The sequence below is a fragment of the Dyadobacter psychrophilus genome, from assembly GCF_900167945.1.
GTDB lineage: Bacteria > Bacteroidota > Bacteroidia > Cytophagales > Spirosomataceae > Dyadobacter > Dyadobacter psychrophilus.
Map to the genome: position 1 here is coordinate 905,040 of NZ_FUZA01000001.1, position 16,895 is coordinate 921,934.

Here is a 16,895-nt window from a genome sequence, read left to right on the forward strand (position 1 = left end):
TAATATTAAAATTCATGGCTGAAATTGCCCCTTCCATACTTGCTGCTGACTTTGCCAATATTCAACGGGATGTAGAAATGCTGAATGCCAGTCAGGCGGATTATATACATGTTGATATCATGGACGGCATGTTTGTACCCAACATTTCGTTCGGGCTCCCGGTTTGCGAAGCCGTTTATAAGCATGCAAAAAAACCGCTGGATGTCCATTTAATGATTGAGCAGCCGGACCGCTATCTCGAAGCATTCAAAAAAGCAGGCGCGGCAGGATTGACTGTGCATTACGAAGCGTGCCCGCATTTGCACCGGACTATTCAGCACATTAAGGAACTAGGCGCATTGCCGGGCGTTGCATTGAACCCGCATACGCCGGTAGAAGTGCTTTCTGAAATTCTGGGTGATGTTTCTTTGGTTTTAATCATGTCAGTGAACCCCGGATTTGGTGGCCAGAAATTCATTCAAAACACTTATCAGAAAATAGCGAAGTTACAGGCTTTGAAAGAAAAATTTGGCTATACATTCAAGATTGAGGTGGATGGCGGCGTTAATCTTGACAATGCGCCGTTACTGGTTAAAGAAGGCGTGAATATTTTGGTTGCAGGAAGCTTTGTTTTCAGTTCGGACAATCCGCTGAAAACCATTGCCGACTTGAAAACCAGCTGATTTTCAACGTTCCGAAACACCCCGATATGTTAGAATATTATTTCCGACCAAGACTATGAAGTGGTTCAGATACTTCATTTTCAGCATTTTGGCAGCGTCTGGTTTGGCAGCTGTCAATGTTTCTCAAAAATCTGAACAGGCCATCCCTAAATTTCCTTTGCGCATCAGCCCCAACGGTCGCCACATAACGGATAACAATGGTGTTCCTTTTTTGATGGTCGCCGATGTGGCATGGCAGATGCTCCGGAAGCTGGGTTATAATGATGCCGTTCATTATATGGACACGCGCAAGTCGCAGTCGTTCAACACGTTTCTGGTTCAGCTTTTACCCGCGCTTCCCAATCAGCGGAATTTCAACAAGACGCTGCCGTTTCAGGACAACGATATCTCGAAGCCTAATAAGCTTTATTTTGATTATTTTGACAAGATCATTGCGGCTGCAAAAGAACGTAATCTGGTAGTGGGCATCGTCGTTTCGCGCAAAAGCTGGAATGCTATTTTTGATGCGCAAAACGTCGAAGTCTGGAAAGATTACGGCACATATGTTGGTAAACATTTCGCCAAATACAGCAATGTGATATGGATCGTGAGTGAGGAAGAATATCAGACAGCCGCTCAATTTGAAGCGATTGCAGACGGAATCCGCTCTGTTTCCGAAGGCCAGATCCTTGCTTCACTGAGCACTTGCTCGCCTACAAGTGTGAACGACAGCTCCAAAGTTCGTTCGGACCTGAAATTCATCATTCCGGATTCAACCGTTACCCCCGCTGAATACGCGGCATTGGCAAATTGGCAGAAAAACTCAGCGGAAGCAGCATTAAGGCCATTTTTGATCGCAAATTCCGAGTTTCCAAAAGAGATTACTGATCAATCCGTTTTGATCCGGAACCAGGCTTATCAGTCGATTATGAGTGCAGCTGCGGGTTTTTGTCACATGAGCACAATCAAAAATTTTAACCCCACATGGAAGGTTAACATTGATAAAGACGGTGCCGAATACATTCACGAACTGGTCAAAATCCTGAAAGGCATTCCCTGGGAATATATGCAGCCCGAAAATGTCTCGGAATTGCTTCCCGATTCGGCAGATAAGGCCGAGATTGGCATTGTTTCGCTTTCCAATAAGAAAATGTCGATGCTATATCTGCCCGAATCGCGGCCGGTGCGTTTGAATCTGAACTACCTGAACGGAAAAGATTTTGGGGCTGTATGGTATAGCCCCCGCACGGGCCGAAGGTGGACCGGCGGTGATTTTAAAGCGACGCCCGAAGCTGTTGTACAGCCACCCGACTCACAGCCAGGCTGGGATTGGATCTTGCTGATCGGTGCAAAAAGATGATGCTGGTAAGGGAGATTCCGGGCCTTTCAGTCCTTTTGTAGCCGGATAGATTCGTTTGACTTTCATCCATTTTATTAATAATATTACTATAGTGATGCTGCCTCTATTGCGCTCAAAATGAATAAAGGAATACTCATCAATGCTTTTTTTCTGCTTTCGGCAGTTTTTATAAATCAAGGATACTGTCAGCAGATTTTGTGGGCCAATAAAGTGCTGGGTTATTCGTCCGAGAACAGGCCCGCGCAATACGGACATGCTTTTCGTGCCAAACAAATCCTTGGCATTCCTAACAAGCTTCCTGATTTCGGCAACAGCCCCTGCGCATGGATGCCCGCTGACCCGGATGGGCGGAATGAAGAATGGATTAAAGTGGGTTTTGAAAAAACAATTCCGCTGAAACAAGTTGCTATCGCCGAAAATTTCAATCCTGGTGCCGTTGCGCGCGTGTATGCATATGATGAGTCGGGTAAAGAATTTCTGATTTCCGACGCACCGGCAGGCCAGCTGACGGTCAAAGGGAGAATGTTGAGGATCTTTCCAAAACAGCAAAATATTCTTGCAAATGCAATTAAAATCGTAATGCAACCCTCGAAAGTTTCGGGGGCAAATCAAATCGATGCCATCGGAATTTCGGATGGTGTTCTGCCCGTCGAGGCTGTTATCAACATTGCAAAAGGCCCGTTGTTGAAAACCAAGCGGGAAAATATGGGCTCTGCTATCAACAGCATAGGACAGGAAGTTGCACCTATTATTTCCCCGGACGGTAAAACGCTCTTTTTTACCAGAGGAAATTTTTTGGGTAATGTCGGCACTTCTGAAACCCAGGACATCTGGTATTCCAAACTAAACGAAAAGAATGTGTGGGGACAGGCTGTGAATATGGGCCCGCCACTCAACAATGCAGCAGATAATGCTGTAACGAGCATTTCCGCGGACGGTAAAACAATTTACGTCATTAATGTATACAGTCCCGACGGCTCCATGGCATTGGGATTGTCGCGCTGTTTCCAGACAAAAACCGGTTGGACTTTTCCCAAAGAATACAAGATCAATAATCTTCGCGAGAGCATTACAGCGAGTAACAAGGGCAAGCAGGTTGAGAGTATGGAAACTACGGTTTCGCCATACGGCAATGTGATGATCATTTCTGTCGAACGCAGTGATACGGAGGGCAAAAAGGATCTTTATGTTTCCTTTCTTCAACCGGATGACAGCTGGTCGGAACCGCTGCATTTAGGAAATGTGGTCAACACGGCCGACTATGAAGGCACACCCTTCCTGGCACTGGACAACAAAACCCTATATTTTTCGTCCCACGGCCACAGCGGTTACGGAGCGGGCGACCTTTTCCTGACCAGACGGCTTGACGATACCTGGGTCAACTGGTCGAAACCCGAAAACCTGGGCCCTGTGATCAATACGCCGCTTTGGGATGCGTATTTTAATGTTCCGGCCACGGGCGATTATGCCTATTTCAGTGCCAGCGAGAAGGTTTCGGGACAAGAGGACATTTTCAGGGTCAGGCTTACGCCTGAAATGCGCCCTGATCCCGTTGCTATTGTGACAGGCACGATCCTGGAAGCGGAAACAGATAAAGCGGTGCGCTCGGACCTTATTGCCGAGATCAAGAAAAATAATGAAGTCTTTACCAAAGCCACATTTGACCCTGAAACCGGCGAGTATCGGCTTATTTTGCCATTAAAAGAAATTTACCGAATTACGGCTTCCGAAAAAGGCTATTTTCCTTTCACCGAGGAAATTGATTTGTCAAAAGACACTACGCTCCGGAATATTCGTAAAAATCTATATTTGCGGCCGATCAAAGCTGGTCAGCAGATCAGGCTCAGCAGCACCATGTTTGCACAAAGCAGCGCGGAAGTGATCCGCTCTTCGTATGCCGAACTGGACAGGATCGTCGCTGCTATGACCGATTATCCTGCCATGGAGATTTTGCTGGAAGGACATACCGACAATCAGGGTGAGGTTCAGAAAAATGTGAAGCTCGCAGAAGACCGTGTCCAGCAGGTGAAAAAATATCTTTTATCCAAAGGAATCGGGGCCAAAAGGATCCAGACAAAGGCCTGGGGACCAGCCAAACCCATTGCCAGCAACCTCACCGAACAGACGCGCCAGAAGAACCGCAGGGTTGAGTTTACGATTCTTAAAATCTAAAAAATATCCTATAAAGGGAAATTTGCTTAATTTCGCGGCAAGTCTATCCGAAATATCCGCGCACGTCAACTTTCTTCAATGTTTTCAAACCGTACGAACGAAACCCCGAAAACCTGGCTCATTTTTGCCGTCATTTTAATCGCGGGAATCGCTTTAAGGCTTCATAATCTGGATCGTTACAGTATTTTCTTTGATGAAAGAAGCACAATGGTTATCAGCCAGGGTGTTGTTTTGGAGGGGGCCAATCAGAAGGAGGTTTTTTCAAAACTAACGGTGTCCAATTCTGGTTTCTGGAAAACACCGGAATTTAGTCTGAGGCCGCCAAGAGTGCTTCGCTCTTTCACTTATAACGAACATTATGCGCCCCGCGCTTTTACACCCGCAGAATTCTGGGCACCGAAAACATTAGAAGATTACTACGAAGCCAATAACCGGAGCGATATCGGGAACAGTCCCTTTTATTATCTGCTGCTACATTTCTGGATGGAAGTTTTCGGCATTTCAGATTTTTCAGCGCGTTCTCTTTCCGTGTTTTTCAGCGTACTGATCATTGGACTGACCTATCTTTTTGGCAGGCGTTTTTTTAGCGTCAATACGGGGTTGATTGCTTCTGCTATCGTGGCTATTGAGCCCTTTTTCATTGGTTACAGCCAGCAGGCCCGCAGTTATTCCTTAATGTTCTTTTTGACGTTGCTAGCCACATATTTTTTCTTACAAATCATTGAAAATGAGGCCAAAAAGAGACATTCAACCAAACTTTACGTTGGCTACGTTGTAACAGCAGGGTTAAGTATATTATCCCATTTCCTTTCCATTGCGGTGTTGCTGGGACATGCCTTGTATGCTTTACTCTTCCTGCGGACTATTAAAGGTTGGATAAAGATGGCCGTTTCAGCCGTGTTGGCATTGTCAGGCGTAGCGTGGTGGATGATTTATGGCGGCGGGACTTATACGTTATACACATTGAGTTACCAAGCCGATCTTTACAAAAGAATGGCCGACACGCGGCCTTACGACAATCCTTTTGGCGTTATTTTGCCGGCCACCATTGGTAATGTGTTCACAAAAGCCCTGCCGCTTTTCTCGGATCTTGTGATTTTCACAAACGGTATGACCGATGCGCTGGCGGGAAAGAAAAACGTTTTTGTCGCCATATCTATTGGTGTGATCCTCATCATCTGGTATCGGTTCAGGAACCACATTAAAATGAATGACAAGCTGAAAGCGGCAGTTCCGTTTATTCTGACTATTTCCGGCGCAGCTTTTTATTCCAATCACAAACTCCAATTTATTATCTTGTCCATCAGCATTTTCGCACTTTCGTTCATCCCAGATGTGCATATGCAGGCGGATAAGCAGCAAAGAAGACGGCTTTTGATGGTGTACATTATGGCGCTGTTTCCAACCTTCTTTTTAATCATTATGTCATTCAAAAACGGGCATACTTATGGATTAATGCAGCGTTATTCGGGGTTTTCGTTTCCATATGTGATCATTTTCCTGAGTCTTTTGCTGCAATATTACAATACGATTAAATTGGAATTCAGGGCATTGATCTTTATTGGCCTGGCTTGTCAGCTGTATTTCGTCTCACTGAGATTAGGAGAATTTTATGCAGACCGCTCCCCGAAATACGGCTATTTTTCAACACCAAGAGAGCCTAACCCTTATTATGAGGCGGCGCAGAAGATAAAGGAATTATATCAAAAAGGCGATACGATCTTATATCCGGCTTCCCGCTATCAGATCCTGTCAGAAATGGACCGTACATTCCTGCCTTATTCTGTTCAGGATGCGCAGGTTACGAATTTGTATTTACCCAAAGATGCGCAATATGTGCAGGTGATGGATACGACGCAGACCACACATATCTTGCTCAAAAAAGCGGGAAAGCCAGAGCCGGTGGTGATCAAGAAATTGAAAGGGCTGCGTTACGGATTAGAGTAAGCAATGTGCGCCATTTACAAAAGCCGACAAATAAGATTTTGTATATTGCACTCTTAAAACCGAAGATTTGACCTTTATTTTGTGAGATTTTCTTAATATCGACATATACACAGGCATGACCGCAGAAGAGATATTGAATGACCCAAGGCAGATAAGCGGAGAACTTCGGCTTAAAATTTTGGGCCTTTACCATAAAGCAAACGCCGGCCACATTGGCTGCTCACTAAGCTGCATTGATCTGATGATCGCCGTTCTTTTTCTGCAAAAATCAGAAGAAGATACCTTTATATTATCCAAAGGACATGCGGCTGCGGCACTATACGCCTGCCTGAATGTTACTGGCGAAATCACTGACGAAGAACTGGACACATTTTACCTGGACGGAACTTCACTCCCCGCCCACCCTGCTCCGAGACAATACAAAGGCATTCCTTTCGCAACAGGCTCATTGGGCCACGGCTTGCCCATTGCGACCGGGATTGCCCACGCAGCCAAAGTAAGTGGTGAGGAAACTTATTCCTTTGCATTGCTTTCGGATGGTGAAACAAATGAAGGGACCACCTGGGAAGCAGCACATTATGCCATTCAAAATCAGCTGGACAACCTGTTTATGATCGTAGATAAAAACGGTTTGCAAGGTTTCGGTTCTACGGATAAAGTTTTGGGAGAAACCGCTTCTATTGAAAAATGGAATGCGATTGGTTTCGAAACGATAGAGGTTGACGGTCATGACATCAGTGCTGTTAGTCAGGCTATTGACGAATTGAAAACACACAAAAACGGACTTCCAAAGGCGATTATCGCGAACACTGTGAAGGGCAAAGGAGTGTCCTACATGGAGAATAAATTAGAGTGGCATTATTTACCAATGAACAAAGACCAATACGAGCAAGCCACGCTGGAAGTAAAGGAACGCTACTTTAATGAATTGACGAATGCTTGACCAATTGCCGGTTTTCCGCGACAAAATAGAAAGTTTAAAAGGGCCAGTTTTTGTTTTTGGTGCAAGCGGCTTCATCGGTGCCAATCTTTTCAACGAAATTTTTAAGATCCGCAAAGACTGTTACGCGCTCACACACGACGCGACGAAGGCATGGAGGCTGAAATTGCTTAATGTTCCTTTCGAAAACATTGTCCATTGTGATATCCTTTCGAACAACTCTGTCCAGGAAGTTTTTGAAAAATACAAGCCGCAAACGATCTTCAATCTGGCGGCTTACGGCGCTTACAGCAAGCAAAATAATGTTAACCTGACGTATGAAACCAATGTCATCGGAACCGTTAACATTCTGCAAAACTGCACGACCGAGATGGTTTATATCCATGCGGGAAGCAGCTCCGAGTATGGTTTTAACTGCACTTCTCCAAAAGAGACCGATCGTGTAGAACCAAACAGCCATTATGCGGTTTCAAAAGTTTCAGCAGCCTATTTGTTGGAATATTATGCCAAGGTTTTTAATCTGAAAACACTAAATCTCCGGCTTTACTCTATTTACGGATACTGGGAAGAACCGGACAGGCTAATCCCAAAACTGATTGAAAACGCGAGAAAAAAACAGCTTCCTTCGCTGGTTTCACCGGATATCAGCCGGGATTTTGTGTTTATAGAAGATTGTGTGGAAGCGTTTCTGGATGCTGCATTAAAGATCAGCAAGGAAACTTCCGGTAAGTCATATAACATTGCAACGGGGCGCAAAACAACGATGGGCAACCTTGTTGACACCTCCCGGAGAACATTCAACATTACGCAGGAGCCACAATGGGGCAGCATGTCCAACCGGAAATGGGACCTTGCAGAATGGTTTGGCGATCCTAGCGCATTTGAAACCGACTTTGGCTGGAAAGCCAGGACGCCTCTCGAAACCGGACTTTCAAAATACAGTGAATGGCAGGCTCAGATCAAATACGAAGATCGTGTAATCCCAGCATTCGAAAATCCAAAACTGAACCCGATCATTACAGCGATCATCGCTTGTTATAAGGACGCGCAGGCCATTCCGTTCATGTACGAGCGGCTGGTAAAGACTTTCAATGATCTTAAAGTGCGCTATGAGATTATTTTTGTTAATGACAATTCGCCTGATAATCAGGAAGAAGTGATCAGCGCAATTTGTGATAAAGACCCCAATGTGGTAGGAATCAGTCACTCTCGCAATTTCGGTTCACAATCCGCTTTTTTGAGCGGGATGGAAATTGCGACAGGTGATTGTGTTGTGTTGATGGATGGTGATTTGCAGGATCCGCCGGAAATTATTCCTGCTTTTTATGAAAAATGGATGGAAGGGTTTGATGTCGTTTACGGCGTCCGCGTCCAGCGTGAAATGAAACCGCACATTCACTTTTTCTATAAATCGTTTTATAAAGTATTTCAAGGACTTAGCTATATTCCAATTCCCCGCGACGCCGGCGATTTTTCAATGATAGATCGCAAGGTTGTGAAAGAATTGGTGGATTTACCTGAAACGGAGCAGTTTTTACGCGGACTACGCGCCTGGGTCGGTTTCAAGCAGACCGGCGTTCCCTATGTAAGACCTGAAAGAATGTTTGGCGTATCCACAAATAACTGGACAAAGAATATCTGGTGGGCAAAAAAGGCGATCTTCTCGTTCAGCTTCGCGCCTTTGGAATTGATGAGTTATGCAGGCTTTGCATTAACCGGATTTTCAATTTTAGGGATTATCTGGCAAATCTTAGCGAAATTCGTGTTTTTCAGGGATACGCCGCAAGGGATTAGCACCGTTATCGTTCTGGTCGTGTTCTTCGGCGGATTGACCATTTTGGGCATTTCATTCCTGGGCGAGTACATTGCCAAGATCTTTGAAGAAACCAAAAAACGACCGAAATACATCCGAACCAGAATCCGCCGCGGCTCCAAATCATACAAAACCGCCGACGAGATCAGGACGTTAGTGAAGCAATTGCGGAAATAGTAACAATAAATTAGTTAAGCTCAACAACTTTGAAATCTCAAATTATATTGGATAAATTCAAATTAATGTTGTCGCTTGATGGTTATTATCAAACAAAAGACGCTTCACGAATATTATATTAAGTACCCGGAGGCAAAGATTGCGATTGCCGAATGGGCGAGTAAAACAGAGTCCTCGAACTGGGCAAATTTCATGGAAGTGAAATCTGTTTTTAATAGCGTCGACTACGTGGGAGACAATAGGTTTGTCTTTAATATCAAAGGCAACCATTATCGAATGGTTGCGATGATATTTTTCAGTGTCCGAACCGTGTATATACGTTGGTTTGGAGCGCATAGCGAATATGAGAAGATCAATGTTTCAAAGATTTAAAGGACATTGCTATGAAACTTTCGACTGAACAAGAATATAATGAGGCTTTCAGGATCATTGATAACCTGATTGCCGAGAATTTTGAGGAAGACGTTAACAAACAGCAGAAGTTTTTGGAGGTTGCCAAAGCAATCCAGGAATACGAAAAGAAAATGTATCCGCTTCCAAAACTTGAAACTGCTGTCAGAATAAAAAGTGCGTAAAAGCATCATCATACAAACCGAATGAGAAAAGAATTTTCGAACGCTATGGAGCAGTTGGCATTGGAAGATGATTCCATTGTTTTCATTACAGGCGATCTTGGCTATAATGCATTAGAAAATTTGCAGGCCAAAATGGGTAAGAGATTTATAAATGCTGGTGTCGCTGAACAAAATATGGTCGGCGTTGCGGCAGGATTTGCACATAAAGGCTACAAAGTTTTCTGCTACAGCATTGCACCATTTATCGTTTACCGCTGCCTGGAACAATTCCGCAATGACGTATGCTTCAATAACTTACCTGTTTTCCTGGTAGGAAACGGCGGTGGTTATGGCTACGGAATTATGGGAAGCAGCCACCATACAATTGAAGACCTGGCTTGCCTGAGCGGACAGCAGAATGCAAATGTTTGGGTGCCTGCTTTTTCCGATGAAGTTGAACCCGTTATACGCCAGATCGTGGCCGATGGACGTCCCGCTTACCTGCGGTTAGGTGCTGGAAAAACTACACCGGACAACAGCTACATTTCTGGATCGTTCAAGGTAATACATGCACCGGAAACGGCTGAAATCACCGTTTTTGCACTTGGACCGATTGCTAACAATGTCATGACGGCACTGTCGCTTTCAGAAGATCTTGCGCCAAAAGTGAATGTGGTAACAGCATTGCATTTTCCTTTACAGATTACCAGTGAAGTGGAATCTTTGATTAGAAAAGCCCCGTCAATTCTCGTTGCAGAAGAACATATCAGCATAGGCGGGCTTGCCCAACAGCTTTCCGTTCAACTTTTGGAGAGCGGCATTTTCCCACGCAGTTTCAAAAGCCTGAAAGCGGAAGGTTATCCCAACGGCCGCTACGGAAGTCAGACTTATCATCAAAAACTTTCCGGCCTGGATCCCGATTCCATCATTGCCCATATTGAACAACTAATGATTCCGGCATGACGAAAAAGGCTTTAACCATCATTCTGAGCCTGATCTTGCTGCTACCGGTCCTGATATACTTTACGGTCTGGAATTATTATGCTATCAATATCCCGAAATGGGATGACCACGCTTTAAAGGAATTTGTTCTTTATTATTCGCAGGCATCGACCTGGAAAGAAAAGATCTGGCTGCTTTTTAAACAGCACAATGAACACCGGATCTCATTAACCCGTCTCATTGCCTGGTGGGATTATTCCTTATTCGGTTCACTGAATTACCGCCACCTGATGACGGCAGGAAATTTGCTGCTCATCGCCGTTATTCCGCTTTGGTACGAACTTCTGAAAAAGAACAAGAAGCCGCTTTCGGCATTGCTACCAATCCCTTTTCTCTGGCTTACACTCGCTTTTTGGGAAAATATGTATTGGGGAATGGCCGCGATCCAGAATTTCGGCGTTGTCACTCTTACGGTCTGGACATTATATCTGTGCATTAATTTTAAAACATTTCCTTATATCATTTCGCTGTTTCTGGCAGCGCTTACAATCCTTACGAGCGGAAACGGCCTGCTTGTTCTGCCGTTAGGCGCACTCTTGTTGTTCCTGACTGGCAACAGGAAACGCTTTGCATTGTGGCTGATCGTCAGCGCAGTTGAGATTTTCTGTTATTTTAATTGGTATACCAAACCGGAATCCAATCCTGAGTCAAAAGCATCCATTTTCCAGCTTATTAAGGGCTACATGGCGTTTTTGGGCTCTTTTGCAGAATCATTCCCTGTTGCAGACCATATCAAGGTTTGCTTTTTTATGGGGATTGTGCTGTTCCTGGTTGCCGTTTCAATTGCTTCAACGACTTTGTTCCGCATTGTCAGAAATAAATATGCGCACAAGTTTGAGCGAATAACCGATCTTTTTTGCCTTGGGACCATCCTTTTTATCCTGGGCACCGCATTGATAGTCGTTTATGGACGTGCAGGTTTTGGAATGGATACGCTGATAACCAGCCGTTACAAGATTTATTCCGTGCTTCTGCTGATTGTAGCCTATTTATATGTGGTTATTCCCATTCGCGGAAGCTTTCTTTCGCCATATATTACGACTATTGTCTTCCTGGGCATTGTTTTTAATGTTTTTAGCTATCATTATCACCTGGTGGAAGCATACAATCTCCGTAAAGACCTGACCACATATCAGTTCAACTGGACTTTTACAGATAAAAAACTTACTTATCCGACCGACACTTCATTAGCTGCGAACATTGTTGAAAAGACGCCTGTATTCTACGAAAAACTGCTTCCGCTCATTTCCTTGGCAGACCGGCAAACCTACGCAGGCAACTCACGGGGTTTAACAGATTTGTACGATCGTACTACATTTACACCCGGAAACGAAAACCTGATCATTGAAAACAGCACATTCACCAGTCAGCGATTGCAGGATAGCGGCATCTACATTTTACTCAGTTCAAAAGATCGCTTTTATCTGTTCCCGGCAAAAAGAACGCGGAACACGAGCCGAAAAGAGCTGTTTTTAAAACAATATTATTTTGCACCCGGATTCAGGGCAGACATTCCTTTTTCTGAAATGGACAAAGGACTTTATGATGTTGCATTGATCCGTCAGCAAGGCGACCAAACGGGCATTCTCTTTCAGAATCAGAGGGTGAAGGTGAATGAAATAAAGAAAAACAAAGTGAAGGTAAACTGGTAAATATGCGCACCACATCACAGGGACACATTATTCAACTTGATGGAATCCGCTTTATTGCCATTGCGCTGGTTCTTATTGAACATCTTTTTGTAGAAGTTAACACAGTTCCGGTAGGCGCTACAGGTGTGACGATCTTCTTTGTATTGAGTGGTTTTCTGATTTCAAGAATTCTCTTAAAGAGCAAAGAAAAGAACTATGGAACGGAAGGTGGATTCAAAAAATATCTCAGCAAATTCCTGATACGCAGGACAATAAGGATCTTCCCGGTCTATTATCTCACTATTCTGTTGCTCTACATTTTCAATGTGCCTCCGGTGCGGGAAAAGCTGGGCTGGCTGGCATTATACGGAACCAATATTTACATGGCCTGGAACAAAACCTGGATGGGTTCCATGGATCATTTATGGTCGCTGGCGGTTGAAGAGCAGGTTTATCTGTTCTTCCCTTTTCTGATCTTTTTTATTCCAAAAGGCAAGTTGGTCCCGGTTTTAGGCGTGATGGGCTTGCTCAGTCTCGGATTTAGGTTTTACTACTATTATGCAAACCCGGATTTTGCTATTGACGATTGGATCGTTACTTATGTGAGTACGCCTGCATGCCTTGACTCATTCGCGCTGGGTGGTCTCCTTGCCTGGTTGCAGGTCTACAAAACTGATTTTTTCGAAAACCTTTTTAGCAAATCATGGCCGGTTGTGCTGGCATTTCTGGCGTGGGTCCTGCTCCAATTCTGGTCCAAATCCTTTGAGAACCGCTTCAATGTTTCTTTCGTTGTAATGGACAGAACTGTGTCTTCGATCTTTGGCTTTTTCCTTATCGGGCGCGCAGTAATGGGTTATACGGGGATTATGGCGGCCTTTCTGGAAAATCCGGTGAGCATTTATCTGGGTAAAATCAGTTACGGTTTGTATTTGTATCACAATTTTGTCTATAACCACTTTCATAGTGGCCCTATGCACCCAACCGTCCGGATTTTCCGAAAAATCTACCAGTATGCACCCGATCTGAAGGGCTCTGTCGCGTTCGAAGCGCTGGTTGTGATCACATTAACGATTGCCGTTGCGGCTTTCTCCTGGCATTTTTTCGAGAAGCCTATTAACGCCTTGAAGGACAAGTACGCTTAGTAATTTTCATTACCCATAGCCCGGTTACAGGCTTTATTTATTAATTTCGCGCAACCATACCAAATACGTTTCTGCATGTCGTACCTTCTTAGTATAGTAATGCCCGCATACAATGAACAGGATTGTATCGAAAAGGTAGTATATAATTGGACTAATTTTCTTAAAAATAAATTTCCCAACGACAACACCACACTGATTGTAATCAACGACGGCTCAAAAGACAACACCAAAGTTCTTTTAGACAAATTACAGCGGGAGGTGACCAATCTTACCGTCATCAACCAGAAAAATGGCGGCCACGGCAATGCGGTCGTGAACGGCTATCGCAAAGCGCTGGAACTCAATTCTGAATACGTTTTTCAGACAGACAGCGATGACCAGTTTGTATCGGACGATTTTGATAAACTTTGGAATAAACGCAGCCAATCGCAGTTTATCCTGGGTTACAGGGAAGTGAGACATGATGCCGGCGTGCGTTTATTTATCACAAAATTCCTTCGCGGAACGATCTCAACCGTTTACGGCACATTCATCATGGACAGCAATATTCCTTTCCGGCTTATCAAAGGAACATTCCTGCAAAAATTAATGAATCAGTTGCCAGATCCTGAGCCGTTTGCGCCTAATATTTTCTTGTCTGTAATGGCTAAAAAATCGGGTCAGGAGTTATTTGACATTCCTATTACACATAAAGATCGTGAGACCGGCACGGTTTCGATCGTAAAATGGAACCTCTGGAAGGTTTGTATACGCAGCTTTAAAGAACTGTTGCGGTTTCGACTTGAACTCAATAAAAAGGTAAAAGCGATCCGTGCTTAACAACTAGGCTTGTGTCGAAAAAATACATTATTGCTATCCTGCTTGCTGCTGTCCTTGCGGCAGCAGGATATTTTCTGTTCCAATATTCACGGGGTTCTGCTGCTGCGTGGAAATTCATCCCGTCCAGCGCCCTCGTAGTCATTACCAGCGAGCACCTTCAGGATTCTCTTTATGTAGCCACGGATGCGAACCTGGATGTAAAAAGGCTGCCCTTACTGGACGTCGCGAGTGACAATTTATCGCTCCTGAATCTTTTCACCAAAGACCAGAAAAGATTAAACAACTTCCTCAAAAACAAAGCATTATCCTACTCGTATCACCCGCGGACCAGTACAGAATGGGGTGTTATTGTGTATATTCCTATTGCCAACGAGGAAGAAGCAAAATGGCTGAGCACGCCGCAAAACCCTAACATTCGCGCACTACATCATAACTTTCAGGATCACCGGATCACAGACATCATTGACGCCAATTCCCGTCCACTTTTCTCCTATCTCATTGAGGACCACTATCTGATCGTTAGTTATTATGGAGATTTGATTGAAGATGCGGTACGGGCATCGTCTATTAACATTGAATCGTTCCGGCTGAAATCCAACTTTTCCCGAATTAATGACTCCGATTATGGAACGAGCATTTATTTACGGAATGACGCATGGAAATCGGTCATTTCAGGTGATAATATCAACAGCAACTTTTACGAATTTGGCCGTAATTTTCCCAATTTTCAGGATTTCCACATTGAGGAAACAAAAGTAAAAGGCAGCCTTTCCTTAAAATCAACGGGGACAAGCGCCCCTGATTATTACCTCACAGACATTGTTAAGGATATCCCGGGAGCGCCATTTGTCGGTCATAAGCACATTTCGCAGCAGACTTCCTTTCTTTACCGTTCAGCGGTGGTTGACCGGGCAGCATTTCAAAAGGAGTTTCAGCAGTGGCACAAAAAATACAAGTCAGAAGCCTGGAATAAGCTCAATTATTACATCGGAAAAGAAAGCAATCAGCTGATTGATAATCTCGGTGCAGAATTGATTTTATGTCAATTGGAAGAAAACAACAGCATTAGCGACGGCAAAATTCTTCTGGCCGAATTTTCTAATTATGAAAAATTACGCCCTGTGCTGCAAAAATTGTCGCGATTGGCCAATGAAGAAACCAATGTTTCCATTGACCAATATCAGGGTTATGACATTTATTCTGTCCCCATTCCTGAGCTCCCAACGGGGCTTTACGGGCCTATGTTTTCGGGTTTTCCTCGCAGTTACATTACGTACATTGCACCATATCTGGTGATCAGCAACAATTCTCAGGTTTTGCAAAATTACATTGTTGATTACGAAAACCAGATCACCTGGAAGCAGTCGCCGGAGTATGACAGCGTGCTTATTTCCGCGAAATCGGAGGCGCAACTTTCCCTCATTGTCAATTTGCGGAAAGCGCAAACGCGTGCCGGAAACGGAGGGATCAAGAAATATACCGATCTCGTTTCCAAAATGGAATCGCTTGTATTTCAATGTAAATACGAAGACGGTGACGCCTTTCCGGAAATTACGCTTATTCCCAAAAAACGACAGACTGCCAGCAAAGTGCTGAACCGCACATTCCTGAACATTGACATTGAATGGCCGGATATTTACGATACGGAACTGGCCGCATTACAAAATCCAATCGACGGAAGTTCTGAAATTCTTTTGACTGATAAACAGAATAACCTACTCAGGACCAATAATTTACGAGAAGGAAAAACGGAAACCATCGCGAAGCTCAATGGTCCTATTATAACCTCCGCTTATAAAGTCGATTTCCTGAACATTGGCAGGCAGCAACGCATATTCGCGACAAAAAGCACTGTTTATGCGTTGGACGAAGACGATTCTACAACTGTGACAACATTTACGGGTTCTTTGCCATCCGGACAGGACATTGCGGCGTTGTATGCCATCGATGGCGGGGATGATGGCAGTAACCGGTTCATCGTCAAAAACACTGCGGAAGAGCTCTTTCTGTGGGAAAGTGTGACCAGGCCTATTCGACGCCTCAATCATTCAGTACAATTCGAGAACATTCAAAGCCCCGTTGTTGCATTGAACCAGATCGGGAACCGTGGTTTTATCGTTACTCAGAAAAATGGTAAAATATTCCTGCTGAAAGAAAACGGGACCGTCCGCCAGGGCTTTCCAGTCGACATCCTTACTCGGACTGAAAGTGCATTTACCTGGACCCAGGATCCTGCAACAGGCCAGCCGGAGCTTGTGGGCGTAAGCGTTTCGGGAGAGCTGATCCGCATCAGCCTGGATGGAAAGATTACCTCGCGGAAGCAATTATTAAGACCTGAACCCGGTTCCAAATTCAAGACATTATTTGACCGCAATTCCCTGGACTGGATCCTGATCAGATCATTGAATTCCAAAACAGCCATTATTACCAAGGATGGAAAAGATCTTTTTGAGATAAAAGACATTTTACCCAACTCGATTATCCAATATCACTTCTTCGGCGTTGACAACCGTTTTATCACCATTAAGTCGGGAAGTTACACGACGGTTTTCGATATGACGGGTAAGAGATTGGGCGACAAGGCGATTCCTTCGGAAATGCCCGTTCAGCTCACTTATCAACCCGGATACTATAAATTGCTTATATTCAGCCGGTCCGAGAAAAAGATTCAGGTTTGGTCCGTTAAGCTTCGTTAAA

The 16,895-nt window shown here is 44.3% G+C and carries 13 protein-coding genes; all 13 read left to right on the plus strand.

Annotated elements, in window-relative coordinates; genetic code table 11:
• Window positions 1-14: 14 nt before the first annotated feature.
• Window positions 15-662 (plus strand): ribulose-phosphate 3-epimerase, encoded by a 648-nt coding sequence (gene rpe / locus B5X68_RS04015; protein ID WP_082213355.1) that lies wholly within the window; start codon window positions 15-17, stop codon window positions 660-662.
• Between the two features lie 55 nt (window positions 663-717).
• Window positions 718-2,001 (plus strand): apiosidase-like domain-containing protein, encoded by a 1,284-nt coding sequence (locus B5X68_RS04020; protein WP_082213356.1) that lies wholly within the window; start codon window positions 718-720, stop codon window positions 1,999-2,001.
• Between the two features lie 117 nt (window positions 2,002-2,118).
• Entirely contained in the window at window positions 2,119-4,173 is a 2,055-nt protein-coding gene (locus tag B5X68_RS04025) for an OmpA family protein (protein WP_082213357.1), read from the plus strand.
• A gap of 78 nt (window positions 4,174-4,251) precedes the next feature.
• A complete protein-coding gene (locus tag B5X68_RS04030; protein WP_082213358.1) occupies window positions 4,252-6,120 on the plus strand; it encodes a glycosyltransferase family 39 protein in 1,869 nt (622 codons plus the stop codon).
• Between the two features lie 115 nt (window positions 6,121-6,235).
• Window positions 6,236-7,063: a transketolase gene (locus B5X68_RS04035; RefSeq protein ID WP_082213359.1), complete on the plus strand. Its 828-nt coding sequence runs from the start codon at window positions 6,236-6,238 to the stop codon at window positions 7,061-7,063.
• Window positions 7,056-9,050: an NAD-dependent epimerase/dehydratase family protein gene (locus tag B5X68_RS04040; RefSeq protein WP_082213360.1), complete on the plus strand. Its 1,995-nt coding sequence runs from the start codon at window positions 7,056-7,058 to the stop codon at window positions 9,048-9,050. The genes B5X68_RS04035 and B5X68_RS04040 overlap by 8 nt, the downstream gene beginning before the upstream one ends.
• Window positions 9,051-9,128: 78 nt before the next feature.
• Window positions 9,129-9,422, plus strand: coding sequence for a type II toxin-antitoxin system HigB family toxin (locus tag B5X68_RS29355; RefSeq protein ID WP_082213361.1), 294 nt, complete (start codon window positions 9,129-9,131; stop codon window positions 9,420-9,422).
• Window positions 9,423-9,433: 11 nt separating this feature from the next.
• Window positions 9,434-9,625: a hypothetical protein gene (locus B5X68_RS04050; protein WP_082213362.1), complete on the plus strand. Its 192-nt coding sequence runs from the start codon at window positions 9,434-9,436 to the stop codon at window positions 9,623-9,625.
• 21 nt (window positions 9,626-9,646) lie between these two features.
• Entirely contained in the window at window positions 9,647-10,567 is a 921-nt protein-coding gene (locus tag B5X68_RS04055) for a transketolase family protein (RefSeq protein ID WP_082213363.1), read from the plus strand.
• A complete protein-coding gene (locus B5X68_RS04060; RefSeq protein WP_082213364.1) occupies window positions 10,564-12,258 on the plus strand; it encodes a hypothetical protein in 1,695 nt (564 codons plus the stop codon). Before B5X68_RS04055 ends, B5X68_RS04060 begins: the two co-directional genes overlap by 4 nt.
• Before the next feature lie 2 nt (window positions 12,259-12,260).
• On the plus strand, window positions 12,261-13,379 hold the full coding sequence (locus B5X68_RS04065; RefSeq protein ID WP_082213365.1) for an acyltransferase family protein: 1,119 nt from the start codon (window positions 12,261-12,263) through the stop codon (window positions 13,377-13,379).
• Between the two features lie 75 nt (window positions 13,380-13,454).
• A complete protein-coding gene (locus tag B5X68_RS04070) occupies window positions 13,455-14,198 on the plus strand; it encodes a glycosyltransferase family 2 protein (RefSeq protein ID WP_082213366.1) in 744 nt (247 codons plus the stop codon).
• 11 nt (window positions 14,199-14,209) lie between these two features.
• On the plus strand, window positions 14,210-16,894 hold the full coding sequence (locus B5X68_RS04075) for a DUF3352 domain-containing protein (RefSeq protein WP_082213367.1): 2,685 nt from the start codon (window positions 14,210-14,212) through the stop codon (window positions 16,892-16,894).
• Window position 16,895: the final 1 nt, after the last annotated feature.